Origin of the sequence: Photobacterium aquae, assembly GCF_001029445.1 — a bacterium.
In the GTDB taxonomy this organism is placed as follows: Bacteria; Pseudomonadota; Gammaproteobacteria; order Enterobacterales; family Vibrionaceae; genus Photobacterium; species Photobacterium aquae.
The window spans coordinates 1-15,045 of record NZ_LDOT01000003.1; the positions used below are offsets into that span (position 1 = coordinate 1).

Sequence of the window (15,045 nt, forward strand, 5' to 3'; positions counted from 1 at the left end):
CGCAACGCAAGTTGCGCCCGCTCTTTTTTAAGCCATGGCATTGCCATGGCTTTTTTCGTATTACCCTTGCCAGTAGTCAGGCTCTCGGCTCTCCGGCATTCGGTGTGGCGGAATATGAAACCCCGCAGCGCGAAATCCCTTCATGATCATATAACCCTGATAGGCATCGACGCCATCGGCGGAAAATTCAAACCAATAAACGGTATGCCAATACCAACGGCCTTTGGGATCTTTGACTCGATGGTTGCCGCGGGCAATGCTCAGCAGTTGTAGCCCGAGCTGCTCGCAGCGTTGGTGGATGCATTGTTGGGCTAGCTCGGCCTGACGCCGTTGCTGCCAGAACAGGTAGCTGACCAAGGCCAGTAGCATAATACCTAGTAGGTTATCCATATAGGGTGGCGTTCCTTGTCATTAAAGGCCGGGAATTACTGCTGGCCCCGGGCATGCTGCTGTAGCTTTGCGATAGCGGCAACCAGTGCCGGGTTGGCTTGCCCGTGCAGTAATTGCAACATCATGCCACGCAATGCCGGTAGCATGACGAGATCGGCAAATAACTGGTTGAACAGGGCCTGGTCGCCACATTCGGCCAATCGTAGCAGGAAATCTTCGGCGATCTTGCTGTCATTGAGCCCGTTCCAGCAGCGGCCGGCAATGGCAATGAGAATTTCACGGTGGCACAGGGCCGGTTGGCTTAGGATCTGGTGCAATGCCTGGCTCAGTAGTGCGGGTTCGGTGCCGGCAAGACTGCGGATCAGGGCACTGATCAAAAAGAGATCGGGCTCTGTGACGGCGATCTCGGCAGCAAGGCGTTCCGCTAGGCGCTTGGCTAATGAGTTGGGCAGTTGGCAGTGCTCAAGGCAGCCGAGCAGCGCATACAACGGTGACAGCGGCATATTGCTGATCGCTTTCCTGATCAGCGTTGTATTGTTTTCCTGATCCAGACGGGCACAGATATCCGCAAGCCCTTGCAGGCCGACGCCTTGCCAGTTATTCCAGCCGATAGCACCACTCATGTAATGCTGGGCATGTTCATAGTATTGGCTGGCAGGCAGTGCGATTTGACAACGGATCTGGGCGTGGAAAATCGCCATTTTGTCATCGGTCGGCTTGAATGTATAAGGGTTGGCAGCCAGTTTTTCCTGTTCTTCTTCGGTTGGGGTCTGACTGAGAGAAGCCCCCATCGCTTCGATGACGTATTTGATGAAGTCGCCAACGGCAGCTTGTTTTAATAGGCCGCGTTCGTCGAGCGGCAGGCGAAGGAACCAGATCCACGGCGGGCTGCCGGCCTGCCAGAATGAGATTGCAAGGTGGGCGTGTTGTTGCAAGGGCCATGGATAAGGCTGACGGTTGTCTTCGACCGCCTTGAACTGCTCGGTGTTGATTTCACAGACCCGGCGACCTAGATCGAAAATCTTGTACTGGCAGCCGGCATTGTCTAGTAGCTCGGTGAGGGTGTGAAATTTATCCATGGGTATACTCAAAGTTCCAAATCGAGGTTCGAGTATATCAGAGAGAGGATTTGGACAGGGACAAATTCCCAAGGTTGTGTTGGGCGGAGGTCGACAAAATGCTATTCTTCGCCCCCTTTGGCGAGGCCTGGTTTTTGGGCTCCGCACTGTATGGCCACCTGGTGGCCTTGTCTGGTGGCTAAATGCCGTAACAGGAGTGGATATGGATACTTACCAGCAATGCCAGCGCGATCTGACGGAGCTGGCTGCAGCCTTGTCTTCGCTCGGGTTGTGGGAGTCGTCTCCGCCATCATCAGAGGCGTTGAGCAGCACCGAGCCGTTTGCCATTGATACCCTGAGCTGTAGCCAGTGGTTACAGTGGATATTTATTCCTCGGATGGGGATGCTGGTGGAGAATCGGCTTCCGTTGCCTTCGGCAATGGCAATTTCCCCTTATGTCGAAGAGGCGCTGCAGGGGATCGACGGGCATCAGGCTATCGTGGCCGTGACACGTAATATTGACCGATTATTTGGAGAGTAGGGCGCAATGGAGCTCGAGATTTTATACCAAGATGAGTATCTGGTGGCTGTTAACAAACCGGCTGGCATGTTGGTGCACCGCAGTTGGCTGGATCGCCACGAGACCCGGTTTGTGATGCAGACCCTCCGCGACCAAATTGGTCAGCATGTCTTTCCTCTTCACCGACTGGATCGGCCAACTTCGGGGGTGTTGTTGTTTGCCTTGTCGAGCGAGATGGCGTCGCAAATGATGCCGAAGTTTGCCGGCCGTGAAATCAAGAAGACCTACCATGCTGTCGTGCGTGGTTGGATCCGAGAAGCAGCGGTGTTGGATTACCCGCTCAAAGAAGAGCTCGACAAAATTGCCGACAAGCACGCAGATCAGGACAAAGAGGCGCAGCCTGCGGTAACGGCCTACGCGCCGTTGGCCACCGTTCAGACCGATATTGCGATTGGTCGCTATCCGACTAGCCGTTACTGCTTGGTAGAGATGCTGCCGGAAACAGGCCGCAAGCATCAGCTTCGCCGCCATATGCACCACCTTAGCCATCATATTATCGGTGATGTAAACCACGGTGATGGTCGCCATAATCGCAGTTTTCGAGATCACTATGACTGCCACCGTTTGATGCTTCATGCATCTCGGCTGCAGCTCAGCCACCCTGTTACTGGCGAGATGCTTGATATCCGCGCGGGTGTCGACGCCTCCTGGTGTCGGGTCATGGATGCTTTCGATTGGCCGCTATCGCTGATGGCTGCCGACGGCGAGTAGGCTTCTGTCGCGATCTGTTTCGATGGACTTGGCTATTCCCCATGATGTGTACCACACTGATTGAAAAGGCGCGTAGTCACATTTGCGCGGTGGTGAAATGACAAGGGAGAGCGGAAATGGCAAGGATAGGGGTGTTTGTCGGTTCGGTTTTCGGCGGTGCCGAAGACGTCGCTGATGCGGTGACGGAATTCTTGACCGCTCAGGGCCACGAGGCCGAAATGTTTACGGTAGCGACGCTCGATGAGTTCCTTGGCTATCGCAGCGACAGGGTGCTGGTGATTTCCTCGACCACCGGACAGGGCGAGATCCCCGAAAACCTGCTGCCGTTGTTCCAGATGCTCAGGGATCATTTCCCGTTGCTGCCCGATCTGGGCTATGGCGTGGTGGCAATGGGCGATTCGAGTTACGGTGAGGACCGCTATTGTGGTGCTGGCCGTCAGTTCGATACCTTGCTTACCGAGCTACAGGCCAAGCCGTTGGCCCCCCGTCTCGATGTGGATGCTTGCATCCATTTTGATCCACTGGAGGTCGTTATGCCGTGGCTACAGGAGTGGCTGGTTCAGGCCGAGGCGGCCTAAACCTGGCATGCGTTTTCATCCTCAGCACCCCATATTCGTCGCGCGGGCATGCCGCGCGCATTTTATCGTATTTGTTTACTGATACCTTCTTTTTACCTTCCTGCATTATTTCCGGTTCTGCAACCTACCTGAAATCATGACGGCTGCTTGGCAAGCCTTGCTATCAGGGCATCTTTTAGCTGCTGCTGTTCTTGTTCACTTAGCTGTTCGCCATCGGCATTGGTGACGATGAAAAAGTCCTCGGCCCGTTCGCCGATCGTGGTGATCTTGGCGGCCATCAGGCTGATTTTTTGGCGGGCAAATTCCGAACCGATCAGGGCCAGCAGCCCCGGCATATCAAGGGCGACCAGCTCCATCATGGTTTTGTTCCCTGTTTTTGTCGGTAGAAAATGGACCTGGGTCGGGACATTGAAATGCTGAAGTTTGTGCAGTGGGCGTTTGCGCTTGCGCTCGGATTTCATGTGGGTCAGCGCGCTGACCAAAGCCCGGCGTACGGTATTTTGGCGAGATTCGCTTAGTGTCAGGCCATTTTGATCCAGAACCATAAAGGTATCGAGAGCATAGCCGTCCTTGCTGGTCATGATCTGGGCATCATGGACGTTGAGGTTTTTCTTGTCTAGCTCCGTCACCACGATGGCGAACAGCTTGGCTTTGTCCTGGCAGTAGACGAAAACCTCGGTACCGCCGCGAGAGGCTTTTTCGCTGACCAGAATCAATGGCTTGTCATGATCCTGATGGTTGAGGATAGCCTCGGCATGCCAGGCGATTTGCTTATGGGTGTGTCGTAGGAAGTAGTCAGCCTTGAACCGTTGCCAGAGGACGTCGATGTCGCGTTGGGGGAACCCCTCGCTGCGGAGCAGGGCCGAGGCCATTTGCTGGTTGTGGCGGATCCGCTCGCGCATATCAGGCGGGTTTTCCAGCCCTCGGCGCAGCGCTTTCTGGGTCGAATAGTACAACTCGGCCAGCAAGGTACGCTTCCAGCTGTTCCACAGTTCTTGGTTGGTGGCGCAGATATCAGCGACCGTCAGGCAGATAAGGTGGTCGAGGCGCTCTTCGTCACGGACCTCCTTGGCAAAGGCTGTTATCACCTCGGGATCGTAGATATCGCGGCGTTGGGCGGTTACCGACATCAATAGGTGCTGGTTGACCAGCCATTTGACTAAGTTGGCTTCGGGCTTGGACAGGCCGTGCAGCAGGCAGAATTCATAAGCATCGATCCCGCCGAGCTCCGAGTGGTCACCGCCACGGCCCTTGGCAATATCGTGGAAAATAGCGGCCAGCAGCAGGATTTCTTTTTTGGCAATCCGAGGGTAGATTTCGCAGCAGATCGGATGGCGCTGTCTATTTTCTGGGTTGGCAAACTTGTTGAGATTCTTGAGCAGCCGGACCGTGTGTTCGTCAACGGTGTAGACGTGGAACAGGTCGAACTGCATCTGACCGACGATTTGACTCCACTGCGGCAGGTAGGTAGAGAGCACACCGTGACGGTGCATCAGGCGGAAGGCGCGCTGTAGGCAGTTGGGTTGGCGCACCAGCTCCATGAATTTCTCCCGCGCGGCCGGGATGTCAATCAAGAAGCGGTTGAGGCGGCGACGGGCAGTGCGCAGCTGGCGCAGGGTCGGCGCGGCAATGCCCTCGATCTCCGAGTTACGGGCAATATGGAGGAACATATCGAGAATTGTCTCGGGCCGGGCTTGAAACAGGGCGGGTTTGGTTGCCTCTATCAGTTGGCCGCGCAGTTGGAAGTCCGCGTCAAGCAGGATTGCATCAGGCTCCGCACCCTTATTGAGGATCGCCTGGTCGAACAGTTGCAGTAGCATTTTGTTGAGTTCGGCAACCCGGTGTAGGGTTCGGTAAAAATCTTTCATCATCATTTCGACCGGGCGGTTGCCTTCTCCGCGGTAGCCGAGCAGTTCGGCTACCGAGGCTTGGTGGCCGAAGGTCAGGCGGTTATCGTAGCGGCGTAGTTCACTATGAAGGGCAAAGCGGATCCGCCACAGACTGTCTTGGCACTCGACCAGTTCGCGGTACTCGGCATCGGTCAGAAAGCCGAATCGACTCATTTCCAATAGGCTCGTGGCTCCGAAATGGCGTCGGGCCACCCAGCTCAGGGTGTGGATATCCCGCAGCCCGCCAGGACTGGATTTGATGTCGGGTTCCAGGTTGTAGGTGGTATCGTGGTATCGGGCATGGCGGGTTTTCTGCTCGTTCAGTTTTGCTTGATAGAAGCTATCGCTGGGCCAGAAGCTACCGTCGTTGACCCGTTCTTCAAGCTCTAGGAAGGTGTCGCTATTGCCGCATAGCCAGCGTGATTCCTGCAAGTTGGTGGCGACGGTGAGATCCTCGCGACCGATGGCGATGCATTCGTCAATGGTGCGAACGCTATGGCCGATATCAAGCTTGAGATCCCACAACTGGGTGAGGAATGCGCTGGCGAGGTTGCCGGTGGCTTCGTCAAGAGGCTCTTGGCTGAGTAGCAGGATATCAACATCTGATAATGGGTGTAGCTCACCCCGTCCGTAGCCGCCGACGGCAACAAGTGACAGCGTTGGGTGGCCATCAAGGCCGAACACTCCCCATAGTTCGGTCAGTAGTCGGTCAATAAAGCCTGCGCGGGCTTCGACGAGTGTAGTGACCGGAACATGAGCGATAAATTGCGCTTTCTGTTGGGCTGTGAAGTTTTCGAGGGCCTCACGCAGGGTATCGGTGCGGCTCTCTGCCGAATCAGTTGCTAAGAGGAGCGGGATTAGTGTCATTGCTGTCCGTGCGCATTGATGGATATTGATATAACCCTAACACGCTCGGTTTGAAACAGCCTAATTGGGTTTGTGTTGCAGCGATAAAAAGAGAGGCAATAAAAAACCGGCCGTGGAGGCCGGTTTGATCAACGAATGAGGCTTAGTTGTGCATCATGCGAGGAATGGTGTCGTCTCTGCGTAGGGTCAGAACCTCACAGCCGGTATCAGTCACGACAATTGTGTGCTCGTACTGGGCTGATTTCTTGCCGTCCGCTGTGTAGACAGTCCAGTCATCGGCAACATCGACGCTACAGCCGAAGCGGCCGGCGTTGATCATTGGCTCGATGGTGAAGCACATGCCTGCTTTTAGCTTGGTGCGGTCACTGTTGCGGTAGTGGACAACCTGAGGCTCTTCGTGGAACTCAAAGCCAATACCGTGGCCACAGAAATCTTTCACGATGGAGTATTTCTGCAGTGGGTTTTTCTTGTTGTTGGCTTTGATGAATTTTTCGATTGCGGTGCCGATATCGCCCACTGTTGCGCCTGGCTTGACTTGGCGCATACCTTCATACAGGGCATCTTGTGTTACGCGGCACAGGCGCTTGTCAGCCGGAGTGACATCGCCAACGAAGAACATCTTCGAGGTGTCGCCGTGGTAGCCTTCAGGACGTACGCTCAGATCGGCGTCAGGATCGTTTGGTACGATTACAGTGATGTCGACGTTGATGATGTCACCGTTCTTAAGTACAGCTGGCTTCATTTGGCCGTTGCTGCCCATTTCGTCCTGACTGGCTGGAATGCCGTGGCATACGATGTGGTTGATCGACGTACAGATAGATTTCGGGAAGCCGTGGTAATCGAGCGGGGCCGAGTAGGCGCCTCGTTCCAATGCGTAATCGTGGCAGATTTGGTTCAGCTCGTCGGTGGTCACACCCTCTTTGATATGAGGTTCGATCATCTCCAGAACGTCGGCGGCTAGGCTGCCTGCTACGCGCATTTTCTCAATTTCTTCAGCCGTTTTGATCTTAATGCTCATTCAATCTTCTCTACGTTGACTGTTTTCTATCCCTCATATGGTATCAGCGAGGGCGGTGGATGGAAACCGGAACATTGCCAGTGGATAGATTTAGGCTGGATTTTGGTTGCTAAAATATGGTATAAAGCGCGCCGTAATTGGGTAATTGGGTTTCGATTCAGTTATTCACATTACGAAAACCTTATTTAATCACTCACACATATCGGCACATCTTCCGGGGTGCCCAGCAGCTTTTCGCGAGGCTGTAACGCTTGGCGTTATTCTGGGTCGGTAAGATGGGATATGTGGACGCCTAACCCCATAGAGGAATATTCAATGGCAACTGTATCAATGCGCGACATGCTTAAGGCTGGTGTACACTTCGGTCACCAAACTCGTTACTGGAACCCTAAGATGAAGCCGTTCATCTTTGGTGCTCGTAACAAGGTTCATATCATCAACCTTGAGAAAACTGTACCAATGTTCAACGACGCTCTAGCAGAAATCAACAAGATTGCTGCTCGCAAGGGCAAGGTTCTTTTCGTTGGTACTAAGCGTGCAGCCAGCGAATCAATCAAAGAAGCTGCAGTTAACTGTGACCAGTTCTACGTAAACAACCGTTGGTTGGGTGGTATGCTGACTAACTGGAAAACTGTTCGTCAGTCAATCAAGCGTCTAAAAGACCTTGAAGTTCAGTCTACAGACGGTACTTTCGACAAGCTAACCAAGAAAGAAGCGCTAATGCGTACTCGTGAAATGGAGAAGCTTGAGAAGTCACTTGGCGGTATCAAGAACATGGGCGGCCTACCAGACGCTCTATTCGTAATCGATGCTGATCACGAGCACATCGCAATTAAAGAAGCTAACAACCTGGGTATCCCAGTATTTGCAGTAGTAGATACTAACTCTAACCCAGACGGCGTTGATTTCGTTATCCCTGGTAACGATGACGCAATCCGCGCAGTACAGCTTTACACTGGCGCAGTAGCTCAAACTGTAACTGAAGCTCGCAACCAAGATATCGTTGCTCAAGCTGAGCAAGACGGTTTCGTAGAAGCTGAGTAATAGCCAAAGCTCCTTTGAGCATCTTAAGTTACCTTGTGTAAACTAAGAATGGTTACCAGGGGCCGATCATGGCCCCTGATTTTTACACCAAGTATTCAAAACTGAGGATATAACAATGGCAACAGTTACAGCTGCCCTAGTTAAAGAACTGCGTGAGCGTACTGGCGCAGGTATGATGGATTGTAAGAAAGCCCTAGTAGAAGCTAATGCTGATATCGAGCTAGCAATCGAAAACATGCGTAAGAGCGGTGCTGCTAAGGCTGCTAAAAAAGCAGGTAACGTAGCAGCTGAAGGTACTATCATCATCAAAGATGCTGACGGTAAAGCAGCACTTGTTGAAGTAAACTGCCAGACTGACTTCGTTGCTAAAGACGGTAACTTCCTAGCATTCGCTAACGAAGTTGCTGACGCAGCACTAGCTAGCCAAGCTTCAGTTGAAGAGCTTCAAGCTCAATTCGAAGAGCAGCGTGTTGCTCTTGTTGCTAAGATCGGTGAGAACATCTCTATCCGTCGTGCAGAATACATCTCTGGTGAGAAAGTATCTGCTTACTCTCACGGCGCACGTATCGCTGTAGTTGTTGCTGGTAACGGCGACGACGAAACTCTTAAGCACATCGCTATGCACGTAGCGGCTTCTAAGCCAGAATACGTGAACCCATCTGACGTTCCAGCTGAAGTCGTTGCTAAAGAGCGCGAAGTTCAGGTTGAGATCGCGATGAACGAAGGCAAGCCTCAAGAAATCGCTGAGAAGATGGTTGAAGGCCGCATGAAGAAGTTCACTGGCGAAGTTTCTCTAACTGGCCAGCCATTCATCATGGAACCTAAGAAAACTGTTGGCGAAGTTCTAAAAGAAGCTGGCGCAACTGTTTCTACTTTCGTTCGCCTAGAAGTAGGTGAAGGTATCGAGAAACAAGAAGGCCTGAGCTTTGCTGAAGAAGTAGCACTTGCGCAGAAAGGTTAATCTTTCGCGAATTGCTTAAAAAGAAGACCGTGGCCTTGGCTGCGGTCTTTTTACAACTCCATATCTTAATTTGTAAGCCTGGAAGGTATCTCTAATGACCACTAATCCTAAACCGACTTATCAACGAATTCTGCTTAAGCTGAGTGGCGAAGCGCTGCAAGGTGAAGAAGGTTTTGGTATTGATGCACAAGTTCTTGACCGTATGGCTCAGGAAATCAAGGAACTGATCGAGCTAGGTGTGCAAGTTGGCCTGGTGATTGGCGGCGGCAACCTGTTCCGCGGTGCCGGCCTTGCAGAAGCAGGTATGAACCGAGTTGTGGGCGACCACATGGGCATGCTGGCAACCGTAATGAACGGCCTGGCGATGCGTGACGCTCTACATCGTGCCTATGTGAACGCTCGAGTGATGTCAGCAATTCCTCTAAACGGTGTGTGTGACAACTACAACTGGGCAGATGCAATCAGCCAGTTGCGTCAGGGCCGCGTGGTAATTTTCTCTGCCGGTACTGGTAACCCGTTCTTCACAACCGACTCGGCAGCGTGTCTACGCGGTATCGAAATCGAGGCCGATGTCGTGCTGAAAGCGACAAAAGTTGATGGCGTGTTCACAGAAGATCCAGTTAAAAACCCAGATGCAGTGCTTTATGATAAGCTTGGTTATCAGGACGTTCTTGAGAAAGAACTTAAAGTGATGGATCTTGCTGCCTTTACTTTGGCACGTGACCACGGTATGCCAATCCGCGTGTTCAACATGAACAAGCCTGGCGCACTTCGCCGCGTGGTGATGGGTGAGCAGGAAGGTACGCTGATCAGCAACCAATAAGTTCTATGGCAGGGCTTAGGCCCTGCTTGCGGGGGAGCATACCGGCTCCTCCTCGTTATCCGAATCATTAAGGGTTTAAATCGTGATTGATGCAATTAAACAAGACGCTAAAGAGCGTATGGGCAAAAGCGTTGAAGCGCTAAAAAGCCAGCTATCTAAAGTTCGTACTGGCCGTGCTCACCCAAGCCTGCTAGACGGTCTCCAAGTTGAGTACTACGGTTCAAACACACCGCTACGTCAGGTTGCTAACGTAATCGCTGAAGATTCGCGTACACTGGCAATCACTGTATTCGACAAAGAACTGACTCAGAAAGTTGAAAAAGCAATCATGATGTCAGATCTAGGCCTGAACCCAATGTCTGCAGGTACGGTTATCCGTGTTCCGTTGCCAGCACTGACCGAAGAGCGTCGTCGTGATCTTGTTAAGATCGTACGTGCTGAAGCAGAGCAGGGCCGTGTTGCTGTACGTAACATCCGCCGCGATGCTAACGCTGACGTTAAAGGCTTGCTGAAAGACAAAGAAATTTCTGAAGATGATGATCGCCGTGCACAGGATGACATCCAGAAGCTGACTGATGCTGCCGTTAAGGACATCGACGCGATCTTGGAAGCAAAAGAAAAAGAGCTGATGGAAGTATAAGACTTCGGTCTTCTTTTAGCTTGAAACTGTCTAGAGCGCTGTGCGGGCAGCACAGCGCTTTTTTTTGAGGGAGATGTATGGCAGAGCACAACATCGAACCTGCACTTTGTGCCGATAGCTTGCCAAAGCATGTTGCTGTCATTATGGATGGGAATGGTCGCTGGGCCAAGGCCAAAGGGAAGCCTCGCGTATTTGGCCATAAAGCGGGCGTTGAAGCCGTACGTAAGACCGTCTCAGCCGCCAAGCGACTGGGTATTCAGGTCGTAACACTGTTTGCATTTAGTAGTGAAAACTGGCGCCGCCCGGAAGACGAAGTTTCACTGCTGATGGAGCTGTTCATTACCGTGCTGGGACGCGAAGTCAAACGCCTGCACAAGAACAATATCCGTCTACAAGTAATAGGTGATACCGCGCGTTTTAGCGAGCGCCTTCAGCGGAAAATTGCTGAGGCTGAAGCACTGACGGCTGACAATACCGGTATGACACTCAATGTCGCCGCGAATTACGGTGGCCAGTGGGATATACTGCAAGCGGCCAAGCGCCTTGTCCAACAAGCGGCTGACGGCGGCTTGATGGCATCGGATATTAACGAAAAGATGCTCTCGCAAGGGCTGTCTACAGCCGGGTTGCCGGATGTGGATCTATTGATCCGCACCAGTGGTGAATGCCGGATAAGTAATTTTATGCTATGGCAAACCGCCTATGCAGAATTGTATTTTACCCCGCGTCACTGGCCTGATTTCGATGAAAGCAGCTTGGCGGACGCGGTGGCTTGGTTTGTCAATCGTGAACGCCGTTTTGGCTGTACTGGTGAGCAAATTCAAGCGTTAATGGATCCTCAATAAGAGAGATACATATTTGATTAGGGCATCCTGCTATGAGCCATTGGGCTGCGGATGCCTTTTCTGGTTACAGGGGTAACCATAGAGCCACAGGTAATGTGGCCGAATTAATGATAAGAATTGAGAGGACGTAGTTTGCTAAAGCAACGTATCATTACCGCTCTAATCCTCGCTCCTTTGGTTATTGCAGGCATTTTCTTTTTGCCATTCCCTGCGTTTATTGCCGCGATGGCAGCAATAACCTTGCTGGGCTTTTGGGAGTGGACCCAGTTTGTCGAAACGAAATCACGCAAGTTGGCAATGGCTGTGCCTGTGATTGCGTTGTTGGGATCGCTATTGGTTATCCCTACAGACCCGCAGGCTCTTTCTGCTCTGGCTTCTACCCATAAGGGCATCCTGCTGGCAGGTGGCCTCTGGTGGCTGGTTGCAGCACTGCTAACCGTCACTTATCCCTCAAGTGTCAGATTGTGGTCTAATTACTCTTTTTTCAAACATCTTTTTGGCTTGCTGACGCTGTTGCCTTTTTTCTGGAGCGTGCTGATGCTACGCGCCGTCAATTACCCTGATTCGCCGTATTACGGTGCCCAACTGGTTTTGTTGGTCTGTTTCCTTGTGTGGGCGGCAGATACCGGTGCCTACTTTGCCGGGAAGAATTTTGGCAAACATAAGATGGCACCCTCAGTGAGCCCGAACAAGACTATCGAAGGCTTGGTCGGCGGTGCAGCTTTGGCTGTCGTGGTAACTTGGGGGCTGGCATCGCTTATGGCGATCCCATTTAGCTCAGCGGGTAGCTTGCTTACTATCGCGGTGATCACCGTTATCGCGTCGGTAATGGGTGATTTAGTTGAGAGTATGTTTAAGCGTGTTGCTGGCATCAAAGATAGTGGCAGCATTCTTCCCGGTCATGGTGGCATTCTTGACCGTATCGACAGCTTGACGGCTGCCCTTCCTATTTTCGCCCTGCTCTATCTGTGGTTAGTATAAGATAGAATCAGCCCGTAGCGGTAAGTAGAGACTTACTCTACGGGCTTCCTTGGCTCAACGGCCTATTCAATTTAGTAACTGTTGTTAGTGATATTATGCGTAAGTTAACGATTCTTGGTGCGACGGGATCTATTGGTAGCAGCACTCTTGCTGTGATCAGCCAAAACCCTGATTTGTTCGACGTGGTGGCTTTGGCTGCAGGTAGTAACAGCCAGAAAATGTTCGAACTATGCCAGCAGTGGCGTCCGAAGTATGCTGCGATGGCGTGTGACAAGGCGGCTTCGGCTTTGGCAGTGATGCTCAAGCAGCACAATATCAAAACAGAGGTACTGGCTGGTGAGTCGGGGCTGTGCCAAGTGGCGGCGCTCGATGAGGTTGATACCGTGATGGCAGCGGTGGTCGGTGCGGCCGGCTTGTTGCCTACGATGGCCGCGGTGAAAGTGGGCAAGCGTATTCTGTTGGCAAACAAAGAAGCCTTGGTCATGTCGGGCCAGATGTTTGTTGATGCGTGCCGTGAATACGGTGCCGAATTGCTTCCTGTCGACAGTGAGCACAATGCGATATTCCAAAGCCTGCCAGCCGATATCCAGCGCAATATGGGGCATTGCGATTTGGCGGGTGCCGGAGTGAGCAAGATTTTGCTGACCGGTTCGGGCGGCCCGTTCCGCTATACGGAGATCAGTGAACTGGCAGCTGTGACGCCAGCGATGGCTATTGCCCATCCGAACTGGTCGATGGGGCCGAAAATCTCTGTTGATTCAGCCACCATGATGAACAAGGGGCTGGAGTACATCGAGGCCCGCTGGCTGTTCAATGCAAGCCGCGATCAAATGGATGTGATTATCCACCCGCAGTCGGTGATCCATTCGATGGTTCAGTATAAAGATGGTTCGGTGATTGCCCAAATGGGCCTGCCGGACATGCGTACCCCGATTGCCTGTGCGATGGCCTATCCTGAAAGGGTAGATGCAGGGGTTGCACCTTTAGACTTTAGCCAGGTGGCCGAGTTTACGTTCCTTAAACCGGACTTTTCCCGTTATCCGTGCCTTAAACTGGCGATGGATGCTTGTTATGCTGGTCAGGCCTCGACAACCGCGCTTAATGCCGGTAATGAAGTTGCTGTGGCTGCGTTTTTGGCCAACCAAATTGGCTTTACCGATATTGCCGCCATTAACCAGCAAGTGCTAGAGCGGGCAGATTGGGCGGAGCCGACAGACTTGGAAAGCGTGATTGAGCTAGATAGAATGGCTCGGGCACTGGCACATGAAGCAATACGTAAGGTAGCGTTATGACAGGATTTTTATGGAACCTCGGCGCGTTTTTGATTGCCCTAGGGGTCCTGATTGCAGTACATGAATTTGGACACTTTTGGGTAGCTCGCCGTTGTGGTGTGTTTGTCGAGCGTTTTTCAATTGGTTTTGGCAAGTCACTGTGGCGCAAGGTCGGCAAGGATGGTACCGAATATACCCTCGCGATGATCCCGCTGGGGGGGTACGTGAAGATGCTCGACGAGCGGGTTGAGGAAGTTGCTCCCGAGCGCCGGAATCAGGCATTCAATAACAAAAAACTCTGGCAGCGCAGTGCTATTGTTGCTGCGGGGCCGTTGGCTAATTTTCTGTTTGCTATCTTTGCTTACTGGGTTGTTTATTTGATCGGTGTGCCTGCTGTGAAGCCGGTCATTGGTGAGGTCGCGCCGCAATCGATCGCGGCCCAAGCGGGAATTCGCGATGGGATGGAACTAAAGTCTATTTCGGGAATCAAAACCGCAGACTGGGAAACCGCCAATATGGCGATGATTTCGCATATCGGCGACAAGCAAATGACGCTGACAGTCAGTGGTCCAGATGGTGAGTATGAGGTTCAAAAGACGCTGGATTTAACGAATTGGTCGTTTGATCCAGAAAGTGAGCGGATACTAACAACCTTGGGGATCACGCCGTATTCACCAAAAATTACTTTGACCATTTCACAACTTGTGGATGATGGTGCAGCAATTGCGGCAGGTTTACGGTTAAATGACGAGATTACCGCAATTAACGGTCAGCCTGTGAGTGATTGGATGCAGGTGGTTGAAGCCATCCGTGCCCACCCAGGCAAAGAGATGAATATCGAAGTTCGTCGCGATGGCAAACCGGTAACGGTGTTGTTGCAGCCAAAAGCCAAAGCAGGCAAAGACGGTGAGCTTATTGGTTATGCCGGATTTGCGCCTAAAGTCGAACCTTGGCCTGAGTCTTACCGGATTAATTTGCAGTACGGCCCGGTGGAAGCTGTGGGTAAAGCCGCAGAAAAAACCTGGCAGTTAGTGATGGTGACATTTGATATGGTAGCCAAACTGGTTACCGGTGATGTTGCGATGAAAAACCTGAGCGGTCCGATTTCCATTGCCAAGGGGGCGGGAATGACGGCTGATTATGGTGTAGTGTACTTCCTTGGGTTCCTGGCATTGATCAGTGTTAATCTGGGGATTGTGAATTTATTACCGTTACCCGTGTTGGACGGGGGACATTTGATGTTCTTCGCTATCGAAGCGGTAACGCGTCGTCCTGTTTCTGAACGTGTTCAGGATATAGGTTACAGAGTGGGGTCCGCCATTTTGGTGGTACTAATGGCGGTTGCGCTATTTAATGATTTTACCCGCCTTTAATAAGAGCGTTTTAGCA

General features: G+C 52.2%; 15 protein-coding genes. 11 read left to right on the forward strand and 4 right to left on the reverse strand.

Annotated elements, in window-relative coordinates:
- Window positions 1–60: 60 nt before the first annotated feature.
- Together ABT56_RS03755 and ABT56_RS03760 are read right to left on the reverse strand one after the other, a co-directional pair.
- Complete coding sequence (locus ABT56_RS03755; protein WP_047877534.1) at window positions 61–390, reverse strand: DUF3301 domain-containing protein; 330 nt, start codon at window positions 388–390, stop codon at window positions 61–63.
- A gap of 35 nt (window positions 391–425) precedes the next feature.
- A complete protein-coding gene (locus ABT56_RS03760) occupies window positions 426–1,469 on the reverse strand; it encodes a DUF3549 family protein (RefSeq protein WP_047877535.1) in 1,044 nt (347 codons plus the stop codon).
- A 202-nt stretch (window positions 1,470–1,671) separates the two neighbouring features.
- Between ABT56_RS03760 and ABT56_RS03765 the strand changes: the two genes are divergently transcribed.
- From ABT56_RS03765 to ABT56_RS03775, 3 genes are all read left to right on the forward strand, one after another.
- Window positions 1,672–1,989 carry a YqcC family protein gene (locus ABT56_RS03765; RefSeq protein ID WP_047877536.1) on the forward strand — a complete coding sequence of 106 codons (318 nt, stop codon included), beginning with the start codon at window positions 1,672–1,674 and terminating at the stop codon, window positions 1,987–1,989.
- Window positions 1,990–1,995: 6 nt separating this feature from the next.
- Window positions 1,996–2,739: a tRNA pseudouridine(65) synthase TruC gene (gene truC, locus ABT56_RS03770; RefSeq protein ID WP_047877537.1), complete on the forward strand. Its 744-nt coding sequence runs from the start codon at window positions 1,996–1,998 to the stop codon at window positions 2,737–2,739.
- A gap of 116 nt (window positions 2,740–2,855) precedes the next feature.
- Window positions 2,856–3,317 (forward strand): flavodoxin, encoded by a 462-nt coding sequence (locus ABT56_RS03775; protein ID WP_047877538.1) that lies wholly within the window; start codon window positions 2,856–2,858, stop codon window positions 3,315–3,317.
- Between the two features lie 134 nt (window positions 3,318–3,451).
- Here the strand turns inward: ABT56_RS03775 and glnD are convergent, their stop codons facing one another.
- Complete coding sequence (gene glnD, locus ABT56_RS03780; protein ID WP_047877539.1) at window positions 3,452–6,073, reverse strand: bifunctional uridylyltransferase/uridylyl-removing protein GlnD; 2,622 nt, start codon at window positions 6,071–6,073, stop codon at window positions 3,452–3,454.
- Window positions 6,074–6,215: 142 nt separating this feature from the next.
- The gene (gene map / locus ABT56_RS03785; protein ID WP_047877540.1) at window positions 6,216–7,091 is read right to left on the reverse strand and encodes a type I methionyl aminopeptidase; all 876 of its coding nucleotides are present in this window, start codon (window positions 7,089–7,091) and stop codon (window positions 6,216–6,218) included.
- Window positions 7,092–7,406: 315 nt separating this feature from the next.
- On the opposite strand from map, the gene rpsB reads away from it, so the two are divergent.
- From rpsB to rseP, 8 genes are all read left to right on the forward strand, one after another.
- Window positions 7,407–8,135, forward strand: coding sequence for a 30S ribosomal protein S2 (gene rpsB, locus ABT56_RS03790; RefSeq protein ID WP_047877541.1), 729 nt, complete (start codon window positions 7,407–7,409; stop codon window positions 8,133–8,135).
- A gap of 115 nt (window positions 8,136–8,250) precedes the next feature.
- Window positions 8,251–9,096: a translation elongation factor Ts gene (tsf, locus tag ABT56_RS03795; RefSeq protein WP_047877542.1), complete on the forward strand. Its 846-nt coding sequence runs from the start codon at window positions 8,251–8,253 to the stop codon at window positions 9,094–9,096.
- Window positions 9,097–9,190: 94 nt separating this feature from the next.
- On the forward strand, window positions 9,191–9,919 hold the full coding sequence (gene pyrH, locus ABT56_RS03800; RefSeq protein WP_047877543.1) for a UMP kinase: 729 nt from the start codon (window positions 9,191–9,193) through the stop codon (window positions 9,917–9,919).
- Window positions 9,920–10,001: 82 nt separating this feature from the next.
- Complete coding sequence (gene frr, locus ABT56_RS03805) at window positions 10,002–10,559, forward strand: ribosome recycling factor (RefSeq protein WP_047877544.1); 558 nt, start codon at window positions 10,002–10,004, stop codon at window positions 10,557–10,559.
- A gap of 77 nt (window positions 10,560–10,636) precedes the next feature.
- Window positions 10,637–11,404, forward strand: coding sequence for an isoprenyl transferase (locus ABT56_RS03810; RefSeq protein ID WP_047877545.1), 768 nt, complete (start codon window positions 10,637–10,639; stop codon window positions 11,402–11,404).
- Between the two features lie 132 nt (window positions 11,405–11,536).
- Window positions 11,537–12,385, forward strand: a complete 849-nt coding sequence (locus ABT56_RS03815) for a phosphatidate cytidylyltransferase (RefSeq protein WP_047877546.1) — start codon at window positions 11,537–11,539, stop codon at window positions 12,383–12,385.
- Between the two features lie 95 nt (window positions 12,386–12,480).
- Window positions 12,481–13,677 carry a 1-deoxy-D-xylulose-5-phosphate reductoisomerase gene (gene ispC, locus ABT56_RS03820; protein ID WP_047877547.1) on the forward strand — a complete coding sequence of 399 codons (1,197 nt, stop codon included), beginning with the start codon at window positions 12,481–12,483 and terminating at the stop codon, window positions 13,675–13,677.
- Window positions 13,674–15,029, forward strand: coding sequence for a sigma E protease regulator RseP (gene rseP / locus ABT56_RS03825; protein ID WP_047877548.1), 1,356 nt, complete (start codon window positions 13,674–13,676; stop codon window positions 15,027–15,029). Before ispC ends, rseP begins: the two co-directional genes overlap by 4 nt.
- Window positions 15,030–15,045: the final 16 nt, after the last annotated feature.

Coding starts and splice junctions, on each gene's coding strand:
- glnD (WP_047877539.1), bottom strand. CDS start 6,073: ATGACACTAATCCCGCTCCTCTTAGCAACTGATTCGGCAGAGAGCCGC.
- rseP (WP_047877548.1), top strand. CDS start 13,674: ATGACAGGATTTTTATGGAACCTCGGCGCGTTTTTGATTGCCCTAGGG.
- ABT56_RS03810 (WP_047877545.1), top strand. CDS start 10,637: ATGGCAGAGCACAACATCGAACCTGCACTTTGTGCCGATAGCTTGCCA.
- tsf (WP_047877542.1), top strand. CDS start 8,251: ATGGCAACAGTTACAGCTGCCCTAGTTAAAGAACTGCGTGAGCGTACT.
- ispC (WP_047877547.1), top strand. CDS start 12,481: ATGCGTAAGTTAACGATTCTTGGTGCGACGGGATCTATTGGTAGCAGC.
- map (WP_047877540.1), bottom strand. CDS start 7,091: ATGAGCATTAAGATCAAAACGGCTGAAGAAATTGAGAAAATGCGCGTA.
- ABT56_RS03765 (WP_047877536.1), top strand. CDS start 1,672: ATGGATACTTACCAGCAATGCCAGCGCGATCTGACGGAGCTGGCTGCA.
- ABT56_RS03775 (WP_047877538.1), top strand. CDS start 2,856: ATGGCAAGGATAGGGGTGTTTGTCGGTTCGGTTTTCGGCGGTGCCGAA.
- rpsB (WP_047877541.1), top strand. CDS start 7,407: ATGGCAACTGTATCAATGCGCGACATGCTTAAGGCTGGTGTACACTTC.
- ABT56_RS03760 (WP_047877535.1), bottom strand. CDS start 1,469: ATGGATAAATTTCACACCCTCACCGAGCTACTAGACAATGCCGGCTGC.
- truC (WP_047877537.1), top strand. CDS start 1,996: ATGGAGCTCGAGATTTTATACCAAGATGAGTATCTGGTGGCTGTTAAC.
- pyrH (WP_047877543.1), top strand. CDS start 9,191: ATGACCACTAATCCTAAACCGACTTATCAACGAATTCTGCTTAAGCTG.
- ABT56_RS03755 (WP_047877534.1), bottom strand. CDS start 390: ATGGATAACCTACTAGGTATTATGCTACTGGCCTTGGTCAGCTACCTG.